A 19,558-nucleotide genomic window follows, 5' to 3' on the forward strand; every position below is an offset into this window, starting at 1 on the left:
GAACCTGTCCACGTGGGCCCCCGGATCACGGTCGATGGCAACGAGGCTGCCGCCCGCGTGGCGTACGCGCTCAGCGAGGTGATCGCGATCTACCCGATCACCCCGGCGTCACCGATGGGCGAGCTCGCGGACGGCTGGTCGGCGGCCGACCGGCCGAACGCCTGGGGGGCGGTGCCCAGGATCGTGGAGATGCAGAGCGAGGGGGGAGCGGCCGGCGCCGTGCACGGCGCGTTGCAGGCGGGAGCGCTCGCGACGACGTTCACCGCGTCGCAGGGCCTCCTCCTGATGCTGCCGAACATGTTCAAGATCGCCGGCGAGCTGACGCCGGCGGTGATCCACGTCGCCGCGCGAACGCTGGCGACCCACGCGCTCTCGATCTTCGGCGACCACTCCGACGTGATGGCCGCGCGCACGACGGGATGGGCGATGCTGTGCTCCTCGTCACCGCAGGAGGCGCAGGACTTCGCGCTCGTCGCGCACGCGGCGACACTCTCGTCCCGGGTCCCGTTCCTCCACTTCTTCGACGGCTTCCGGACCTCGCACGAGCTCAACACGATCGACGCCCTCGGCGACGCCGAGATCAGGGGCTTCGTCGACGAGCGGCTCGTGGCGGCCCACCGTGCCCGGGCGCTGTCCCCCGAGCACCCGGTGCTCCGTGGCTCCGCCCAGAACCCCGACGTCTTCTTCCAGGCGCGCGAGGCGGCGAATCCGTTCTACGACGAGCTCGCGGGCACGGTGCAGCACGAGCTCGACCGCCTGGCCGAGCTCACCGGCCGCCGGTACCGCCTCTTCGACTACAGCGGCCACCCGGAGGCGGAGCGCGTCCTCGTGATCATGGGGTCCGGGTGCGGAGCGGCCGAGGAGGCCGTCGAGGCGCTCGCAGAGCAGGGCGAGAAGGTCGGCCTCGTGAAGGTGCGTCTCTTCCGTCCGTTCGACGCCGAGGCACTCGTCGCAGCCCTCCCGCCGACGGTGGCCGCGATCGCCGTGCTCGACCGCACGAAGGAGCCGGGAGCTCTCGGCGAGCCCCTCCACCAGGACGTCATCGCCGCACTCGCGACGCGACCCGGCGGCCCGATGCCCCGGGTGATCGGCGGGCGCTACGGCCTGGCGTCGAAGGAGTTCACGCCGGCGATGGCGAAGGCCGCCCTCGACGAGCTCGACCGGGACGCACCCCGCCCCCGGTTCACGGTCGGGATCGCCGACGACGTCACGGGCCTCTCGCTCGACGTCGACAGGTCATTCCAGACCGAGCCCGCCGATGTCGTCCGCGCGGTGTTCTTCGGGCTGGGAGCGGACGGCACGGTCGGCGCGAACCACAACTCGATCCGCATCATCGGCGAGGAGGCCGGCCTCCACGCACAGGGCTACTTCGTCTACGACTCGAAGAAGTCGGGCTCGACGACGGTCTCCCACCTCCGCTTCGGGCCGCGGCCGATCCGCTCCACCTACCTCGTGCAGCGGGCGAGCTTCGTCGCCTGCCACCACTTCGGGCTGCTCGAGACGCAGGACGTGCTCCAGATCGCCGACGACGGCGCGACCGTGCTGCTCAACAGCCCGTTCGGGCGGAGGGGAACGTGGGACCGCCTACCCCGCGAGGCGCAGCAGCACATCGTCGATCGGGGCCTCCGGGTGTTCGTCGTCGACGCGACGCGCGTCGCGCGCGAAGCCGGGCTCGGCCGCCGCGTGAACACGGTGCTCCAGACGTGCTTCTTCGCGCTCGCGGACGTCCTCCCCCGGGAACACGCGATCGCCGCGATCAAGGCCGCGATCGAGCGGACCTACGGGAAGCGGGGCGAGGCGGTCGTGGCGCGGAACGTCGCCGCCGTCGACAGCGCGCTCGACGGGCTCCGTGCGCTCGACGTCCCCGCCGAGGTCACGTCCGACTTCCGGCTCCGCGCCCCCGTCCCGGACACCGCACCCGACTTCGTGCAGCGCGTGACGGCGGCGATGATCGCGGGCCACGGCGACCTCCTGCCGGTGAGCGCGCTCCCCGTCGACGGCACGTTCCCCACGGGCACGGCGCGGTTCGAGAAGCGCTCGATCGCCCTCGAGATCCCGATCTGGGACGAGTCGATCTGCATCGACTGCGCCAAGTGCGCACTCGTGTGCCCGCACGCGGCGATCCGGATGAAGGTCTTCCCGCCCGACGCGCTCGCCGGCGCGCCCGAGGGGTTCCTCTCGAAGGAGTGGCGCGACCGGCACCGACCGGGCATGCGGATGACGATCCAGGTCGCGCCCGACGACTGCACGGGCTGCAGGATCTGCGTCGACACCTGCCCCGCCCACCGCAAGGAGGAGGTCGGGCACCGCTCGATCAACATGCAGCCGAAGGGCGAGCACCTCGACCGCGAGCGCGAGCGCTACGAGTTCTTCCTCACGGTCCCCGAGATCGACCGCACGACGGTCGACGTCGCGACGGTCAAGGGCTCGCAGATGCTCGAGCCGCTGTTCGAGTACTCGGGCGCCTGCGAAGGCTGCGGCGAGACGCCGTACCTCAAGCTGCTGACACAGCTCTTCGGGGATCGCCTGCTCGTGGCCAACGCGACCGGCTGCTCGTCGATCTACGGGGGCAACCTGCCGACCACGCCGTGGTCGAGGAACCGCGCGGGACGCGGGCCCGCGTGGTCGACCTCCCTCTTCGAGGACAACGCCGAGTTCGGGCTCGGCATGCGGCTCGCGCTCGATCACAAGGGACGAGCCGCGCGACAGCTCGTGGCGGAGGTCGCCCCGGACCTCGCCCCCGCGCTGCTCGAGGCCGACCAGACGACAGAGGACGGCGTCGCCCGTCAGCGCGAGCGCGTCGCCGAGCTGAAGGACCGCCTCCGCGGCTCCGACGACGCGGCGGCGGCCCGCCTGCTCGCGCTCGCCGACGCTCTCGTGCACACGACGGTGTGGATCGTCGGGGGCGACGGGTGGGCCTACGACATCGGTTTCGGCGGGCTCGACCACGTGCTCGCGTCCGGAGCGGACGTCAACGTGCTCGTGCTCGACACGGAGGTGTACTCGAACACCGGCGGGCAGGCCTCGAAGGCGACGCCGCGCGGCGCCGTCGCGAAGTACGCAGCCGGGGGCAAGCAGACGCGGAAGAAGGACCTCGGGCAGATCGCCACCGCCTACGGCAACGTGTACGTCGCGCAGATCGCCCTGGGGGCCGACAACCCCCAGACCGTGAAGGCGCTCGCCGAGGCCGACGCCTGGAACGGGCCGTCGCTCGTGATCGCGTACAGCCACTGCATCGCGCACGGCATCGAGATGGCCGAGGGGATGCGACAGCAGAAGCTCGCCGTCGACTCCGGCTACTGGCCGCTCTGGCGCTACGACCCCCGGCATGCAGGCGCCGGCGAGCACCCGTTCACGCTCGACTCGCGCGCACCGAAGGTGCCGGTCGCCGACTTCATGCAGCGGGAGGCCCGCTTTGCCATGCTTCGGCGGACGCGACCGGAGGAGTACGAGCGCCTCGGGATGGAGGCGCAGCGTGACGTGGACGAGCGGCGCCTCGTGTACGAGCAGCTGGCAGAGGTCGAGCACGAGACCGTGCAGGCGGAGCAACCGGAGGAGGGATGAGCATGGATCTACGTTCGACGTACCTCGGGATCGAGCTCGCGAGCCCACTCGTCGCCTCGGCCTCCCCGCTCACGGCCGACCTCGACACGCTCCGCAGGCTCGAGGAGGCCGGTGCCGCGGCCGTCGTGCTGCCGTCCCTCTTCGAGGAGCAGATCGAGCACGAGGAGGTCGAGCTGCACGACACGCTCGAGCTCGGCGCGCACAGCTTCGGAGAGGCCCTCACGTACTTCCCCGAGATGGACGACTACAACACCGGCCCGCGGCGCTACGTCGAGCACGTCGCCGCAGCCAAGGAGGCGCTGTCGATCCCGGTGATCGCCAGCATCAACGGCGTCACCCCCGGTGGGTGGATCCGCTACGCGGAGCTGCTCCAGGCGGCGGGCGCCGACGCGATCGAGCTCAACGTCTACGCCGTCGAGACCGACGCCTACGCCTCGGCGGCGAGCGTCGAGGACCGCACGCTGCGTCTCGTCAGCCGTGTTCGGGCCGCAGTCACGGTGCCCCTTGCCGTGAAGGTCGGCCCCTACTACACGGCGTTCGCGAACGTGGCGCAGCGGCTCGCGGATGCCCGGGCCGACGGGATCGTGCTGTTCAACCGGTTCCTGCAGCCCGACATCGACCTCGAGACACTGACGGTGACGCCCGAGCTCCGACTCTCGAGCCGGGACGAGCTCCGTCTCCCGCTGCGCTGGATCGCGATCCTCACGGGTCGCGTCCCGATCAGCCTCGCGGCGACGAGCGGGGCGCAGACCGCCGAGGACGTCGTGAAGCTCGTGCTCGCCGGCGCGGACGCCGTGATGATCGCCTCGCAGCTCCTGCGCAGCGGGCCCGACCTGCTTCGTGAGCTCACCACCGGCCTCGGCGAGTGGCTCGAGACACGCGAGTACGCGTCGCTCGCACAGGCGAAGGGGAGCATGAGCCAGGCCGCGTGCGGCAACCCCCACGCGTTCGAACGTGCGCAGTACGTGCGGACGCTCGTCGAGTACCAGACCGGGGCGCGGGGCACGCCGGAGTAGAGCCCGCGGCATCGACCGTTAGGATGGTCGTGGCATGTCCGGCAAGGGAGCGGGTATCGGGACGCGGCTTCCTCGTGGGTGGGGCCACTTCGGGCTCCAGTTCGCGATCTGGATGGGCTTCTACGTCGTGTACCAGGTCGCTCGCGGGGCGGCCGACCGAAGCGTCTCGGCGGCCTTCGAGAACGGCCGGGAGATCATCGAGTTCCAGCACCAGACCGGCTCGCTGATCGAGCTTCCCCTGCAGCACGTCGTCGAGGGATCGGCCTTCCTGATCGCCGCGACGTCGTACACGTACTGGCTCTCGCAGTTCGCCGTGGTCGGCGTGACCCTGCTCTGGGTCTACTTCCGCCACCACGAGCGGTTCGCGGACTTCCGGAACTGGCTGATCGCCGCCAACCTCGTCGGGCTGATCGGCTACGTGCTGCTCCCGACCGCGCCGCCGCGGATGTTCCCCGAGTGGGGATTCACCGACGTGCTCGCCGAGCACGCCTCCCTGACCCACGACAGCGGGCTGATCGCGTTCTCCGCGAACCCCTACGCGGCGATGCCGAGCCTGCATGCGATGGACGCGCTGATCGTCTCGATCGTCATGGTCGGGCTCGTGCGGAACACCGTCGCGAGGCTCATGTGGGCGCTCTGGGCGCCGTGGGTGTGGTTCACGGTGATGTCGACCGGCAACCACTACTGGCTGGACGTCGCCGCCGGCGTGATGATCGCGCTCGTGACCGCCGGGGTGCTCTTCCGCGAGCGCGTCCGACACCTGGTCGACCGCGCCACGTGGACGACATGAGGGAGCAGGGCGCGCGACCGCAGCGCGTCTCGCAACTCGATCGCGTCAAGCAGGAGTACACGGCGGCGGCGCGCGAGATCCTGCGCCGGTCGATGGCGGGCGTCGCGAAGACGAAGCTGACGCCGGACATGCTGTCGATCGCGGGGCTCGCGCTCTGTGTCGCGGGGGCCGTCCTCGTCGGGTTCGAGGAGCGCAACGAGTACCTCTTCTACTGGCTCGGTGGCGCCTTCTTCATCGCGGGCTCGATCGCGGACATCCTCGACGGCGCGCTCGCGCGCGCGGCCAGCAAGGGCACCATCTTCGGCGCCTTCCTCGACTCGACGTTCGACCGCCTCGGAGAGGCGGCGATGCTGACGGCGATCGGCCTCGCCTTCATGCGCGACGGGAACGAGATCGCGCTCGTCGCCGCGTTCGCGGCGGTGATCGGATCGTTCCTCGTCTCCTACACGCGCGCGAAGGCGGAGGCGCTCGGGCTCAAGGGCGACGTCGGGTTCGGCTCGCGCCTCGAGCGCGTGGTCATCGTCTCGGTCGGTCTCGGCCTCGCGCCGTGGGGCTGGCTCCAGTGGCCCATCTACGTGCTCGCGGCGATGGCCTGGGTCACCGTCGTGCAGCGCATGCTGTACGTGCGCAGCCAGCTCCGCGAGCTCGCAGAGCAGGCGTCCTGACCGCGGGCCGGCGAGCCGCGGCCCTGTGGTGCGCGACGCGTCGGCCGTGATCGCCCGCCACCGTGACGGCGGGCCCGACGCCCGGGATCCCGCCCTTCTCCGGAGCTTCACACATCGCGCCGGATCTTCGGATACAGTGCTAGCACTTTGTCTGCTAGCACTTCACGCAAGGGCATCCTCGTGCGGATGCCGGAGCACGTCAAGAAGGCGCTCGTCCGCGAGACGGCGCGCCGCGGCCGCAGTCTGAACGACGTCGCGACCGGCCTCGTCGCAGACGACCTCGGGGTCGGGTACGCCCCGACCGGGAGGCGGAGCCCGCTCCCGGGCGCCAGCCCCGTCGTCCTCCTCCGCGTGCCGGAGGGCCTCAAGCACGAGATCGAGGCAGAGGCGGCGCGCGAAGGCCGCAGCGTCAACGACGTCATCGTCCGCGCGATCGCGGACGGGCTCGACGTCCCCTACACCGGAAACCAGAGACGCAAGCGGGGGACGGTCCCCGTTCGGGGGTCGTCCCCGGGCAGCACCTCCCGCGGAAAGGAAGTCATGGCAACGAGCAACGGCAAGAACGGCAAGACGCCGAAGAAGGACAAGGTCCGTGTCGCGATCGTCGGGGTCGGCAACTGCGCCAACTCCCTGCTCCAGGGCGTCGAGTACTACAAGGACGCCGACCCGTCCGACACCGTGCCCGGGCTGATGCACGTCGACCTCGGCGGCTACCACATCTCGGACATCGAGTTCGTGGCGGCGTTCGACGTCGTCAAGGGAAAGGTCGGCGTCGATCTCGCGGACGCGATCTGGGCCCATCCGAACGACACGATCAAGTTCGCCACCGTGAAGAAGACGGGGGTCACCGTCTCGCGCGGGATGACGCACGACGGCATCGGCAAGTACCTCTCGCAGGTCGTCGAGAAGGCGCCGGGAGAGACCGACGACGTCGTCGGGATCCTGAAGGAGACGGGCGCCGACGTCGTCGTCAACTACCTCCCGGTCGGATCGGAGATGGCGACCAAGTGGTACACGGAGCAGATCCTCGAGGCCGGAGTGGCGATGGTGAACTGCATGCCGGTGTTCATCGCGCGTGAGCACTACTGGCAGAAGCGGTTCGAGCAGGCAGGGGTGCCGATCATCGGCGACGACATCAAGTCGCAGGTGGGCGCGACGATCACGCACCGCGTGCTGACGACGCTGTTCGGCGACCGCGGCGTCCACCTCGACCGCACGATGCAGCTCAACGTCGGCGGCAACTCGGACTTCCTGAACATGCTCGAGCGTGAGCGCCTCGAGTCGAAGAAGATCTCGAAGACGAACGCCGTCACGTCGATGCTCGACTACGACATCGGAGCCGACAACGTGCACGTCGGGCCGTCCGACTACGTGCCGTGGCTGACGGACCGCAAGTGGGCGTACATCCGGATGGAGGGCTCCTCGTTCGGCGACGTGCCGCTGAACTGCGAGCTGAAGCTCGAGGTCTGGGACTCGCCGAACTCCGCCGGGATCGTGATCGATGCGGTCCGCCTGGCGAAGCTCGCGCTCAACAACGGCATCGCCGGGGCACTCGAGGCTCCGTCGAGCTACCTCATGAAGTCGCCCCCGAAGCAGATCCGCGACGACGAGGCGCACGAGCTGATCGAGCGCTTCATCACGAAGAACGCGCGCGCGAAGACGAAGAGCGCGACGACTGCCTGACCGGCACCCGCCCGCAGGGCGGGTGCCCCGACTCGAGCGCCTCCGTGCCCGGCCCCGTGCCGGGCCCGGAGGCGCTCATACCCCTAGCCGTGGTCGCACCGGGGTACGCGTGGCGTGGCGTCCGTCCCGAGGTCGGTCAGGACGCGGCCGGCACGTACGCACACGCGGGGTCGGCTGCGAGCGGGTTCCCGGAGGCGGCGAACGCGCGTGCGCGCGAGCCGCCGCACAGCTGCCGGTACTCGCACTCCCCGCAGCGCCCGGAGAAGCGGGCGGCCCGGATGTCGCGGAGGAGCGGGTGCTCGCGATAGACGTCGGCGAGCCGGCTCGTCCGGACGTTCCCGAGCGCCACGGGCAGGAAGCCCGCCGGCGTGATCTCCCCGGTCGCGGAGACGAACACGATCCCCTTCCCGTCGCGCGTCCCCTTCGTGTGCGCCCTGGACGCACGGCTGGGCCGTCCGAGCGAGCGCTCGAGCGACGATGCGAGCGTCCGGTACAGCGGGCCCGGCGTGAACGGACGCCCCTCCTCGCGCCACACGACGACCCGTCTGAACATCGGGCACTCGACGGTGCGCACGACGAAGCCGTAGCGTGACGCGTCGTAGAGGAACTGGCACACGTCCTCGTTCTCGCCCGGGTCGAGCTCGGTCATGCCCGACCCCCGCCCGACGCGAACGAGGAAGAAGACCTCCCAGATCGACGCACCGGTCTCGCGGACGATGCGTGCGACGGCAGGGAGCTCGGTCACGTTCTCGCGCATCACGGCCGTGTTGACCTGCACGACGAAGCCGTGGCGACGCAGGCGCTCGATCGCATCGATCGTCCGCGCGAAGTGGCCGCTCACCCCGCGGATCCCCTCGTGGGTCGCTGCCGTCGCCCCGTCGAGCGAGATCGACGCGACCCTGACGCCGAGCTCGTACAGCTCGGCCATGCGCTCGTCGGTCAGGAGTGACGTCACGCTCGGCGCGAGCGCGACCGGAACGCCCGCCGCTCGGGCCCGCCCGATCACGTCGTCGAGGCCTGGGCGCATCAGCGCGTCGCCGCCGGTGACGACCAGGATCGGAGGTGGATGCCCGAAGTCGACCAGGGAATCGACGAACTCCAGAGCCTCGGCGTGGGTGAGCTCACCCGGTCCCGCGACGGTCTGCGCGTCGGCCCGGCAGTGCCGGCACGCGAGCAGGCACGCGCGGGTCGTCTCCCAGAACACGAGGATCGGCCTCCGGTCGAGATCGACGCGGGATGACCGCCCCTGGAGTAGAGCGCCGGCTCGGCTTGCCACGGAAGGAGTGTCGCCCGGATCGGCCCGCGCCGTATCCGGAGGATGCCCGATCATGCTGCGGCTTATCCCGGGTCGGCCTAGACCGCCCGAGGTGCCGAGTCGTCCGCCGTGAAGCCGACGCGCCGGTGCGACGTGTCGCAGAACGGCTTGTTCTGCGAGTGCCCACACCGGCAGAGGGCGATGGCAGTGCCCTCCGGCAACGCGAACTCGCGCCCGTCGGCGTCGACGACGGTGACGGCGCCGGTGACCTTGAGAGAGCCGTTCTCGCGTACCTGGATGACGACCTCGCTCATGGCGGAGAGCCTACACTCGCGGAGCCGTGTCGCTTCGCATCGCACTCGTCACGCCGTTCTCCTGGTCACAGCCGCACGACGTGAACGACCACGTCGCAGGCGCCGCGGCGGCTCTGCGCGGGCGGGGTCACCACGTGACCGTGATCGCGCCGTCGAACCGGCGGTCGGAGCTCCTCGCCGGCCGCCAGGCCCTCGCAGCCGGGGAGCCGGCGGAGCTGATCGCCGTCACCGGGGCGGTTCCGGTGTCGCGTCGCAGCCAGGTCGGCGTGAGCATGGGGACGCGTGCCAGCCTCCGGCACGCACTCGGTCTCGGCTTCGACATCGTGCACGGCTTCGAGCCGGGAGTGGCCAGCATCTCCAGGCTGGCGCTCGCGGAGGCGGAGACACTGACCGTGGCGACGTTCCTCTCGCCGGAGCGTGTCGGCCTCGCGACGAAGCAACGGCGTGACCGGATGCGGATCCGGGTCGACGCACTCCTCGCCACGTCCGAGGCGGCGGCGACCGCCGCGGCGACCCGCCTCCCGGGCGAGTACAGGATCGTCCCCGCCGGCGTCGACGTCGGGCTGTTCCAGCCGGCCGAGAAGGGCCAGCTGATCGGCGTCCAGCTCGAGGTTGGCGCCCGGCCCCTCGTCCGGGCCGCGATCCGGGCCCTCGACGAGCTCCCCGGGTGGGAGCTCCTCGGCATCCACACCAAGCCGTTGTCGTTCCGGCCCGCCGCTCCCGCGAGGCTCAGGGGACGCGTGCACGTCCGCTCGGCGCGCCGCGAGTCCGTGCGTGCGGAGCTGCTCGCGAACGTCGCCGTCTTCGTGCCCGTGCCGGGGGGACACACCCGGCTTCGCCTCGAGGCCGAGGCCGCCGGCTGCGCGATCGTCGACCCACCCGCGGCGGAGGCCCAGCCGGAGCTCGTCACCGCCGCGCTCGCCCGGCTCGGCGAGGACGAGGCCCTCCGCGCGCGCGAAGGCGCGCGTTCCCGAGCGGCGGCCGCGGGCCAGAGCTTCGACGCCCTCGCACGGGACCTCGAGGACGTCTACGCGCAGGCGCGGGCGAAGCGACGCCCCCGGCCGGAGTCGGACCCGCTCGCGGACCGCGAATGGATCGTGGCCGACCTGCACATGCACACCTCCTGGTCGCACGACTGCTCGATCGGCCCGTCCGAGCTCGTCGCGCACGCCGAAGCGATCGGCCTCGGCGCGATCGCCATCACCGACCACAACGTGTTCGACGGCGCCCGCGAGGGGGTCGAGCTCGCCCGTGGCGGCGATCTCGTCGTGATCCCCGGCGAGGAGATCAAGACCGACTCCCAGGGCGAGGTGATCGGCCTGTTCCTGGAGGAGGAGATCCCGCGTGGCATGTCCTTCGGCGACACCCTGGCGGCGATCCGCGAGCAGGGCGGGATCGTGTACCTGCCACACCCGTTCGATCGCATGCACGCGATCCCCGACCCTTCGACGCTGCACCGGCATCTGGCCGAGATCGACGTCTTCGAGGTGTACAACGCACGGCTGCTCCGGGAGTCCTTCAACGACGAGGCCGTGCGCTTCGCGCGGAAGTACCGGCTGCTGCAGGGAGCCGGATCGGACGCACACGTGCTCCAGGGCGTGGGGACCGGGGCGCTCCGCATGCGTCGGTTCGAGGGGCCGGAGGAGTTCCTGCTCTCGCTGCGCACCGCGGAGGTGCTGCGACGGCCGAAGTCCCTCGCCTACCTCCAGGGGCTGAAGTGGGTGGCCCAGGTCAAGGAGAAGGTCCGCTAGCAGCGAAGGGATCTGAGCCCCGTGTCTGCCGCCCCGACCGACGACATCCAGGAGCGTTACCTGCGCAAGGCGATCGCCGAGATCAACGAGCTCGGGGATCAGCTGCTGGCCGTCGGCGACGAGCTCCACGTGCCGGTCCTCGGCTCGGGCCATCCGCTCGCAGACGTGTTCCTCCTCAAGTGGGCTCCGCAGTCGTCCGAGATCCACGAAGGTGTCGCGTTCTTCGGACGGTCGGGCCAGGCCCTGCTCAAGTCGTTGCAGCGGCTCGGCGTCGACCCGCTCGCCGTCTACGGCACGAACTGCCTGAAGTTCGGGACCGAGCTCCCCGACGAGGCGATGGACTGGCTGCGGCGCGAGCTGCACATCGTGCAGCCCAAGCTCCTCGTCGTGATGGGCGAGCCGACGGTGGGCTTCGTCAACGCACTCGAGTTCCCGCTCTCCGACCGACTGGACCCGGCGCGTGGCGGCGAGCTGCAGCGGTTCACGCCCACGGTCGAGGCGCTGGTCACGCCGGACATCGACGCGTCGCTCGACGAGCAAGGGGCGAAGACGGCCTTCTGGAACGCGTTCAAGCCCCTCGGCCGCTGGTGGGCGGAGCTCCCCCCGTACTGAGCGCGCGCACCGGAGCCACGGCGTCGCTCTCCGGGGATGGCCGGGCGCTCGGCCCGGACGCGTCCGAGACGCCACCCTGCCCGCCGACGGGTGACGACCGTCTCCCGGAGAGGCCACGCACGTCATGTCCCGCCGGCCACGCGACACGCTGACGCCGCGGCGAGCCGCCGCGCTGGGCGTGCTCCTCGTCGGCCTCGCCGTCTGGGACGAGACGGCTGCGTCGCTCGACCCCGTCGGCGAGGACTGGGACGTCGCCCTCGTCGGCGTCGTCCTGCTGCCGGCGACGTTCGCCGTCGTCTGGCTCCTCCTGCCGCTCGCCTACGCCCGGGGGCTGCTTCCCGTGGCCGCGGTGTTCGCCGCGGCCGCGGTCGTGCTCGACGTCACGGGGCTCGACGGCGCCTTCAACGTCGTCAAGCTGCTGGCGCTCACGCTCTTCGGCTTCTGGTTCCTGGGGCTCTTCTACGAGCTGTGGTGGGTCGTGCTCGTGGCGGCGGTCATTCCGGTCGTCGACTCGCTCTCCGTCTGGCGTGGGCCGACGAAGGTCGTCGTCGAGGAGCAGCCGGGGCTCTTCGAACGGATCGCGATCGCCTTCCAGCTCCCCGGGGGCGACGGCTCGGCCCACCTCGGCCCTCCCGATGTCGTCTTCTTCGCGCTCTTCCTCGCGGCAGCCGACCGCTTCGCGCTCCGTGTCGGCCGGACGTGGATCACGATGACCGCGCTCGTCTCCGCCACGCTCCTCGCAACCGTCCTCTTCGACGTCGACGGACTGCCTGCGCTCCCCGCGGTGGCGCTGGGGTTCCTCCTCGCGAACGCCGACCTCCTGTGGCGCCGCTGGCGGCGACGAGGAGCGGCCGACGCCCCGCGCGGAGAGCACGAGAGCCGACCCCCGGCCTGAGCGAGCGCCGCCGCGCTCGGGCCGGCGACACGGCGTCGGGCGGCCGGCGGCACGCAGCCGCCCCGCGCCGGGCGGGGCACGACGTGCGCCGCCCGGCGCGGCGGCAGATCCCTTCTCAGCCCCCGATCCCGCAGTTCTCCTCGGCCCACGCCGAGAGGTTGTCGGCCGCCTCCTGTACCTCGGCGTCGGCGCTCTGGGCGAGCTCCTCCAGCTTCGCCAGGTCATCCGGCGAGGGCAACTCGCCGCTGGTCAGGTCGACGCCCTCGAGCGCAGCCGCGACCTCGGCGAGGTAGCCCGCGAAGACCTCGATGTCGTCGCGGATCTCCTCCGGCGCCTTCGCGGCCAGCTCGTCGTAGAACGCCGCTGCTTCGTCCGCATCGAACGACCCCGACGGATCGACCGCCTGCGCGATCTTCGCCCCGATCGATGCCAGCTCGAGACAGTCCTCGTCGGCGAAGACGCCGGCGGCGGACGTCGAGTCGTCGTCCGACGTCGCCTCGTCGGTCGTCTCGACCGTGGTCTCGACCGTCGTCTCGTCGCTCGTCGCCTCCTCTGACGAGTCGCTCCCGCCGCAGCCGGCGGCGACGAGCAGTAGTGCCGTCAGTACCGAGACGAGCACCACGATCCTGCGCTGGGTGTTCATGCTCGCTCCCTCCAATTCGATTGCGCGGGTACCGCCCACGGACGGGCGCCCTGCTGACGGATCCTATGCAGTGAGCTCAGGTCACGGCGAGCCGTAGGAGCGACACGGACTCGATGTGCGGCGTGTGCGGGAACATGTCGACGGGGGTGCACTGCACGAGCTCGTAGCCGAACTCCTCGCTCAGCACTTTCACGTCGCCGGCGAGCGTGGTCGGGTTGCACGACACGTAGACGATCCGTGACGCCCGGAGGCCGCCGGCCCGCCGCAGGGCCTTGCCCGCCAGCCCCGCACGCGGCGGGTCGACGACGACGACGTCGGGCGGCCCGGCGCGTTCCTGGAGCTCCTCGAGCGACTGGCCGACGTTGCCGGCGAAGAAGGACGCGTTCCCGACGCCGTTCAGCGCCGCGTTCTCGATCGCGCAGGCAACGGCCTCCTCCGAGATCTCGACGCCCCACACGTGCGCGGCGCCGCTCGCGAGCGCAAGGCCGATCGTTCCCGTGCCGCAGTAGAGGTCGTACACCGTCTCCACGCCCGAGAGGTCGGCCGCATCCCGGGCGAGCTCGTACAGGCGCGCGGCCATCTCCGTGTTCGTCTGCAGGAACGCATTCGGCCGGATGCGAAAGCGCAGGCCGAGGACCTCCTCCTCGATCCACTCCGTTCCCCAGAGCAGCCGGGTGGGGAGGCTCGTGACCTCGGCGGGCGAGTCGTTCACTGCCCAGTTGATCGATCGCACCTCGGGGACGGCGCGCAGCCGCTCGATCAGGTAGTCCGTGTCGAAGCGCTCGCCCGCCGCGGTCACGAGCACCACCAGGGCCTGGCCCGTGTTCCGCCCCTCACGGACGACGAGGTGCCGTAGGTACCCCTCCTGCGTCGCCTGGTCGTATGCCGGCAGCCCCTCCTCGCGCGCCCAGTCGCGCACCACGTCCCGGACGCGGTTGCCGACCTCGGTCGTGAGCAGGCACTCGTCGAGCGGGAGCACCTCGTCCCAGCGCCCCGCGCGATGGAAGCCGAGGGCCGGCCCGTCCGGGGTCGTCGTGAACGAGTACTCGACCTTGTTGCGGTAGTGGAGCTGCGAGGCGGCGGGCACGATCGGCTCGAGCGGCGGCTCGACGATCCGTGCGATGCGGGTGAGCGCGTCTCGCACCTGCCCGTGCTTGGCCTCGAGCTGTCGCCCGTACGCGTAGTCCTGAAACCTGCACCCACCGCACGCCCCGAAGTGCTGGCACGGAGCCGGCACGCGATCCACGCTCGGGTCGAGAACGCGCTCCACGACCGCCTCGGCGAATCCGCGCTTCACCTTGGTCACACGCGCGAGCACGGTGTCGCCGGGAAGGCCGCGACGGACGAAGACGACGAAGCCGTCCGACCGCGCGACGCCGGAGCCGCCGTAGGCGAGCGCGTCGACGTGCAACTCGAGGAGCTCTCCCTTGCGGACCGGCGCAGCCATCGACGTCCCAGCCTAGACGCTCGTCGAGGGCTCGGCGGTCATCCCTGCAGCCGGGCACACGGTGGCGATCGCCGATCGACCGCCCGGAGAGCGCGTGCGGATCGGCGAGGGGCAGCGAGGGCGAAAGCACGGAGACACCTCCGTAGAAACGTCCGACGCGCGGCCGGCGGTCGAGGGCCTACGCTCGGGTCGATGTCCGGTCCGGTGATCCGCGTCGAGGGGCTCACGAAGCACTACGGCCGCGTCGTCGGTGTCCGCGACCTCACCTTCACGGTCGAGCCGGGCGAGGTGTTCGGATACCTCGGACCGAACGGCGCCGGCAAGACGACGACGATCCGCCTGCTGCTCGACCTCATCCGACCGACGGCCGGCCGCGTGGAGCTGTTCGGGGCGGACGCGCGAGGAAACGCCGTCGCCGTGCATCGGCGGGTCGGCTACGTCCCCGGCGACCTGGCGCTGTACGACCGCCTCACCGGCCGCGAGCTGCTGCGCTACTTCGCGGCCCTGCGCGGGCTCGACGGCATCGCCGAGGGCGAGGCCGTCGCGCGCCGCCTCGACCTCGACCTCGACACGCGGATCCGGTCGCTCTCGAAGGGCAACCGGCAGAAGGTCGGGCTCGTGCAGGCGCTGCTCTCCCGGCCCGACCTGCTCGTCCTCGACGAGCCGACGAGCAGCCTCGACCCGCTCGTCCAGCAGGAGGTCTACGGGCTGATCGACGAGGCGATCGACGAGGGACGGACGGTGTTCCTCTCGTCGCACGTGCTCTCCGAGGTGCAGCGGATCGCGCATCGAGTCGGCGTGATCCGCGAGGGCGCCCTCGTGCTCGTCGAGGGCGTCGCCGAGCTTCGTGCGCGCGCATTCACACGCGTCGAGGCACGGTTCGCGTCCGAGCCACCGGTCGGGGCGTTCGACGGCATCCCCGGCGTCCGCGAGCTCGCGCGGAGCAACACGACGATCCGGTTCGCGCTCGAGGGGACACCGGACCCGCTCGTGAAGGCACTCGCCGGCTACACGACGACGGGCCTCGACGTGGAAGAGGCCGACCTCGAGGACATCTTCCTCGACCTCTATCGACGGGGGGCGGCGGATGCTGCGTAGCGTGCTCGTGAAGACGCTGCGCGACGGCCGCCGCGCATTCGCCTGGTGGACGATCGGGATCGCGGGCCTCGTGGCGCTGATGGTCGCCGTCTTCCCCACCGTGCGCGACAACGAGGAGCTCAACAAGCTCGTGCAGGAGTACCCGGAGGCGCTCAAGGGCTTCATCGCCTTCGGCGGGGAGGTCGACTACCTGTCCGGCGCCGGCTATCTCGGCTCCGAGCTCTTCTCCTTCATGGTGCCGCTGCTCTTCCTGATCGCCGCGGTCGGCGCCGGCGCCGGCGCGATCGCAGGCGAGGAAGAGCGCGGGACGCTCGACCTCCTCCTCGCGATGCCGGTCTCCCGCCTGCGCGTCGCACTCGAGAAGCTCGCCGGCATGGCCTTCGAGGTCGCCGGGCTCGGAGCCGTGCTGCTCGCGTGCCTGGCCGTCGGAGATCCCATCGTGAGCATGGACGTCGGTATCGCGAACCTCGCCGCAGCGTGCACCAGTGCCGTCGCGCTCACCCTGGTGTTCGGCGGCCTGGCCTTCGGGATCGGCGCCGCCACGGGGCACCGCGTGCTCGCGATCGGCGTCGCCGTCGCGGTCGCGGTCGCGAGCTACGTGATCAACGGCCTCGCACCGCTCGTGCCCGCGTTCGAGGCGGTGCAGGAGCTCACGCCCTTCTACCACTACGCGATCGGAGACCCGCTGCGGTCGGGCCTCGACGCGCTTCGGACGCTTCTCATGCTGGGGATCGGCGCGGTGTTCGGCCTCGCCGGTGTGGCCGCGTTCGTTCGGCGCGACATCGCGACCTGACGGCTACCCCAGCACGGTGACGTAGACCGAGCGCCGGCGCGGGCCGTCGAACTCGCAGAAGAAGATCCCCTGCCAGGTGCCGAGTGCGAGCGAGCCGTCCTCCCGGAGCGGGATCGTCACCGACGGCCCCATGAACGCCGCACGGATGTGCGTCGGGGCGTTCTCCTCTCCCTCCTCCACGTGCTGCCACGGCCAGTCCTCGGGGACGATCTTCTCGAGCGCGGCCTCGAAGTCGCGGGCGACGGCCGGGTCGGCGTGCTCGTTGATCGTCACGCCCGCCGTCGTGTGAGGGACGTAGACGAGGACGGCGGTCCCGCTCTCACCCGCGACGGCATCCCTCACCTCGCGCGTGATGTCGACGAGTTGGCTCTTCCGCTCGGTCTGCAGCTGGAGCTCGTGCACGAGGCGCATGCTAGTCACTCCACCGCCCGGGCCGTACGCTTGTCACGTGGAGGTCCCGGAGACACGCTGGGCCCGGAGCGGCGACGTCAACATCGCCTACCAGGTGTTCGGCGACGGCCCCGTCGACCTCGTCTTCTGCCCGCCGTTCGCGTCGAACGTCGAGCTCGCCTGGGAGTTCGCACCACGCCGCGCCCTGAACGAGGGCCTCGCATCGGTCGCCCGGGTGATCACCTTCGACAAGCGGGGCACAGGGCTCTCCGATCGCGAGGTCGGCGCCGCGCCGCTCGAGGAGCGGATGGACGACGTGCGCGCCGTGATGGACGCCGCCGGCTCCGAGCGTGCGGCGCTGCTCGGAATCATGGACGGAGGCCCGCTCGCGATCCTCTTCGCGGCGACGTACCCCGATCGCTGTACGGGCCTCGTTCTCTTCGGCACGACGCCGCGCACTCTCTGGGCACCGGACTTCCCCTCGGGCGAGCCACGCGCCGACGCGGAGCGTCAGGTCGTGGAGATCGAGCAGAGCTGGGGCAGGATCGACGAAGCACGACGCCGGATCGACCGGCTGTTCCCCGACGACCCTGACCGCGAGAGCCTCGCCGCCGCGTTGGCCCGACTCGAGCGCAACAGCGCGAGCCCGAGGGAGAGCGCAAACCTGTGGCGGATGATGCTCGACATCGACGTCAGACCGCTCCTGGAGACGCTCCACGTCCCGGTGCTCGTGCTCTCGCGCGACGGGATGGACGCGCGGGTTCGCGCCGGAGCGCACGTGGTCGCAGGAGGCATCCCCGGAGCACGACTGTTCGAGGTGGCGGGAGCCACGACCGGCCTCGTGGGCGACGGGTGGCCCGAGCTGCTCGGCGAGATGCGGCGCTTCCTCCAGGCCGAGGCTCAGCGAACCCCGCCGGAGCCCGACCGCGTCCTCGCCAGTGTCCTCTTCACGGACATCGTCGACTCGACGGCGAAGGCCGTCGAGCTCGGTGACCGCCGCTGGCGCGAGCTCGTCGCCGAGCATCACACGCTGGTGCGAAGGGAGCTCCAGCGCTTCCGCGGGCGGGAGCTCGACACGGCGGGCGACGGGTTCTTCGCGAGCTTCGACGGGCCGGCACGGGCGATCCGCTGCGCGTGCGCCGTGCGCGACGCCGTCGCCCCCCTCGGCCTCGAGGTCCGTGCAGGGGTGCACACCGGCGAGTGCGAGCAGGTCGACGGCAAGATCGTGGGCATCGCCGTCGTCACGGGCGCGCGCATCGCCGCACTCGCGTCCGCCGGCGAGGTGCTCGTCTCGTCGACCGTCCGCGACCTCGTCGCCGGATCGGAGATCAGCTTCGAGGACCGCGGGGCCCACGCCCTCAAGGGCCTCCCCGAGGAACGGCACGTCTACGCCGTCACCGGCGTCTGACGAGAGCGGCCGAGGCGCCTAGAGCTCGCCGCCGGCGGCCGGCGGCGCACCGGCCTCGAGCGGGTTCTCCCCACCGGACTCGCGAGCGAGGTACTCCTCGACGTGGAGCGCGTTGTCGCGGGAGCGCTCGACGACGTCGAGCAGGCTCGACATCGACGCCACCTCCTCCCGCTGCTCCTGCAGGAACCAGTGGAGGAACTGCTCGCCGACGAGGTCGCCCTCGTCCCGCGCCAGCCGGACGAGGTCGGCGATCTGCTCGGTGACCCGCTTCTCCTGCTGCAACGCGAGCGCGACCGGAGCCACGATGTCCGGGAACGTCGTCTGGGGTGCCGCGACCGCCGGGATCACGACCTCCTCGTCCGCGTCCAGGAGGTACTGCACCATCATCATCGCGTGGTTCCGCTCCTCGACCGCCTGACGGTAGAAGTGGGCGGCGAGCTGGGGCAGCGTCTGCGCGTCGTAGTGGGCGGCGATCGCCACGTACTGCTGGGAGGCGCCGAACTCGTAGGCGATCTGCCCGTTGAGCGCATCGGAGAACTGAGACATGGCTCGATCCTACTTCCCGTGAGTCGGTGCGCGCGGCACTTGCGCTCCCCTACCCCGGCAGGCGGGCGAGCGCCTCGTGACCGACCGGAGGACGACCCGTGTGGGCCGCCATCCGGTCGTCATCGAGTGTGGGGCACGCTCCTAGGCGGCGGACGCGGTGCCCTCGACGTCCTTCAGCCGACCGAGCACGATCTTGCGCGGCTTCGCCTCCTCCGGCTTCGGGACGCGGATCTCGAGCACGCCGTCCGCGTACGACGCGACGATCTTCGACTCGTCTGCGCCCTGCGGCAGGCCGACGGCCCGCGAGAAGGTGCCGTAGCGTCGCTCAAACCGGTAGAAGCGGTCACCGGACTCCTCCGCGACCTTCTCGCGCTCCGCGCTCACGGTGAGCGTGTCGTCGGCGACCTCGATCTCGATCTTCTCCTCCGGGATCCCCGGGAGGTCGAACGCGTAGACGAGCTCGGTGTCGGTCTCCCAGACGTCGAGCGCGGGCACCCAGCTCTGCGTCACCCGGGACGGGCCCTCGAAGAGGCCGTTCATCAGGCGGCCCATCTCGCTCTGGAGCGCGGCGACGTCACGAAACGGCTCCCAGCGAACCAGCGTGGTCATGAGTGTGAACCTCCTTGGTTACTTCGAATCTAATGCATATCGGAGAATATGATCTGAGTGTGTTGTTGTCAAGTGTCTC

18 protein-coding genes are annotated in these 19,558 nt (G+C 71.0%); 11 read left to right on the forward strand and 7 right to left on the reverse strand.

The annotated features are described in order from the left end of the window. Positions 1-12 precede the first annotated feature (12 nt). From nifJ to AC162C_RS14065, 5 genes are all read left to right on the forward strand, one after another. Positions 13-3,564 (forward strand): pyruvate:ferredoxin (flavodoxin) oxidoreductase, encoded by a 3,552-nt coding sequence (nifJ, locus tag AC162C_RS14045; protein WP_484098078.1) that lies wholly within the window; start codon positions 13-15, stop codon positions 3,562-3,564. 2 nt (positions 3,565-3,566) lie between these two features. Continuing rightward, positions 3,567-4,580, forward strand: a complete 1,014-nt coding sequence (locus tag AC162C_RS14050; RefSeq protein WP_484098079.1) for a dihydroorotate dehydrogenase-like protein — start codon at positions 3,567-3,569, stop codon at positions 4,578-4,580. Positions 4,581-4,614: 34 nt separating this feature from the next. After that, positions 4,615-5,370 (forward strand): phosphatase PAP2 family protein, encoded by a 756-nt coding sequence (locus AC162C_RS14055; protein ID WP_484098080.1) that lies wholly within the window; start codon positions 4,615-4,617, stop codon positions 5,368-5,370. Next, entirely contained in the window at positions 5,367-6,035 is a 669-nt protein-coding gene (locus AC162C_RS14060) for a CDP-alcohol phosphatidyltransferase family protein (RefSeq protein WP_484098081.1), read from the forward strand. The genes AC162C_RS14055 and AC162C_RS14060 overlap by 4 nt, the downstream gene beginning before the upstream one ends. A gap of 540 nt (positions 6,036-6,575) precedes the next feature. Then, on the forward strand, positions 6,576-7,718 hold the full coding sequence (locus AC162C_RS14065) for an inositol-3-phosphate synthase (RefSeq protein WP_462972648.1): 1,143 nt from the start codon (positions 6,576-6,578) through the stop codon (positions 7,716-7,718). A 136-nt stretch (positions 7,719-7,854) separates the two neighbouring features. Here AC162C_RS14065 and AC162C_RS14070 read toward each other — a convergent pair whose 3' ends face one another. Both AC162C_RS14070 and AC162C_RS14075 read right to left on the reverse strand, forming a co-directional pair. Further along, a complete protein-coding gene (locus AC162C_RS14070) occupies positions 7,855-8,994 on the reverse strand; it encodes a TIGR04053 family radical SAM/SPASM domain-containing protein (RefSeq protein WP_484098082.1) in 1,140 nt (379 codons plus the stop codon). Positions 8,995-9,071: 77 nt separating this feature from the next. Then, positions 9,072-9,287: a CDGSH iron-sulfur domain-containing protein gene (locus AC162C_RS14075; RefSeq protein WP_462972573.1), complete on the reverse strand. Its 216-nt coding sequence runs from the start codon at positions 9,285-9,287 to the stop codon at positions 9,072-9,074. A gap of 26 nt (positions 9,288-9,313) precedes the next feature. On the opposite strand from AC162C_RS14075, the gene AC162C_RS14080 reads away from it, so the two are divergent. From AC162C_RS14080 to AC162C_RS14090, 3 genes are all read left to right on the forward strand, one after another. Continuing rightward, positions 9,314-11,038 (forward strand): glycosyltransferase, encoded by a 1,725-nt coding sequence (locus AC162C_RS14080; protein ID WP_484098083.1) that lies wholly within the window; start codon positions 9,314-9,316, stop codon positions 11,036-11,038. A 21-nt stretch (positions 11,039-11,059) separates the two neighbouring features. Beyond that, complete coding sequence (locus tag AC162C_RS14085; protein WP_484098084.1) at positions 11,060-11,650, forward strand: uracil-DNA glycosylase family protein; 591 nt, start codon at positions 11,060-11,062, stop codon at positions 11,648-11,650. 124 nt (positions 11,651-11,774) lie between these two features. Further along, positions 11,775-12,545, forward strand: coding sequence for a hypothetical protein (locus tag AC162C_RS14090; RefSeq protein ID WP_484098085.1), 771 nt, complete (start codon positions 11,775-11,777; stop codon positions 12,543-12,545). A gap of 115 nt (positions 12,546-12,660) precedes the next feature. Here the strand turns inward: AC162C_RS14090 and AC162C_RS14095 are convergent, their stop codons facing one another. After that, complete coding sequence (locus tag AC162C_RS14095) at positions 12,661-13,188, reverse strand: hypothetical protein (protein WP_484098086.1); 528 nt, start codon at positions 13,186-13,188, stop codon at positions 12,661-12,663. Between the two features lie 76 nt (positions 13,189-13,264). Further along, on the reverse strand, positions 13,265-14,635 hold the full coding sequence (gene rlmD / locus AC162C_RS14100; RefSeq protein WP_484098087.1) for a 23S rRNA (uracil(1939)-C(5))-methyltransferase RlmD: 1,371 nt from the start codon (positions 14,633-14,635) through the stop codon (positions 13,265-13,267). A 192-nt stretch (positions 14,636-14,827) separates the two neighbouring features. On the opposite strand from rlmD, the gene AC162C_RS14105 reads away from it, so the two are divergent. Beyond that, complete coding sequence (locus AC162C_RS14105) at positions 14,828-15,733, forward strand: ABC transporter ATP-binding protein (protein ID WP_484098088.1); 906 nt, start codon at positions 14,828-14,830, stop codon at positions 15,731-15,733. After that, positions 15,723-16,526: an ABC transporter permease subunit gene (locus AC162C_RS14110; RefSeq protein WP_484098089.1), complete on the forward strand. Its 804-nt coding sequence runs from the start codon at positions 15,723-15,725 to the stop codon at positions 16,524-16,526. The genes AC162C_RS14105 and AC162C_RS14110 overlap by 11 nt, the downstream gene beginning before the upstream one ends. A gap of 3 nt (positions 16,527-16,529) precedes the next feature. Here the strand turns inward: AC162C_RS14110 and AC162C_RS14115 are convergent, their stop codons facing one another. Continuing rightward, a complete protein-coding gene (locus AC162C_RS14115; protein WP_484098090.1) occupies positions 16,530-16,937 on the reverse strand; it encodes a secondary thiamine-phosphate synthase enzyme YjbQ in 408 nt (135 codons plus the stop codon). Between the two features lie 37 nt (positions 16,938-16,974). Between AC162C_RS14115 and AC162C_RS14120 the strand changes: the two genes are divergently transcribed. After that, complete coding sequence (locus tag AC162C_RS14120; RefSeq protein WP_484098091.1) at positions 16,975-18,324, forward strand: adenylate/guanylate cyclase domain-containing protein; 1,350 nt, start codon at positions 16,975-16,977, stop codon at positions 18,322-18,324. Positions 18,325-18,342: 18 nt separating this feature from the next. Here the strand turns inward: AC162C_RS14120 and AC162C_RS14125 are convergent, their stop codons facing one another. Both AC162C_RS14125 and AC162C_RS14130 read right to left on the reverse strand, forming a co-directional pair. Continuing rightward, entirely contained in the window at positions 18,343-18,870 is a 528-nt protein-coding gene (locus AC162C_RS14125; RefSeq protein ID WP_484098092.1) for a ferritin, read from the reverse strand. A gap of 141 nt (positions 18,871-19,011) precedes the next feature. Then, complete coding sequence (locus AC162C_RS14130; protein ID WP_484098093.1) at positions 19,012-19,479, reverse strand: Hsp20/alpha crystallin family protein; 468 nt, start codon at positions 19,477-19,479, stop codon at positions 19,012-19,014. Positions 19,480-19,558 lie beyond the last annotated feature (79 nt).

Source organism: Gaiella sp. (assembly GCF_057140465.1).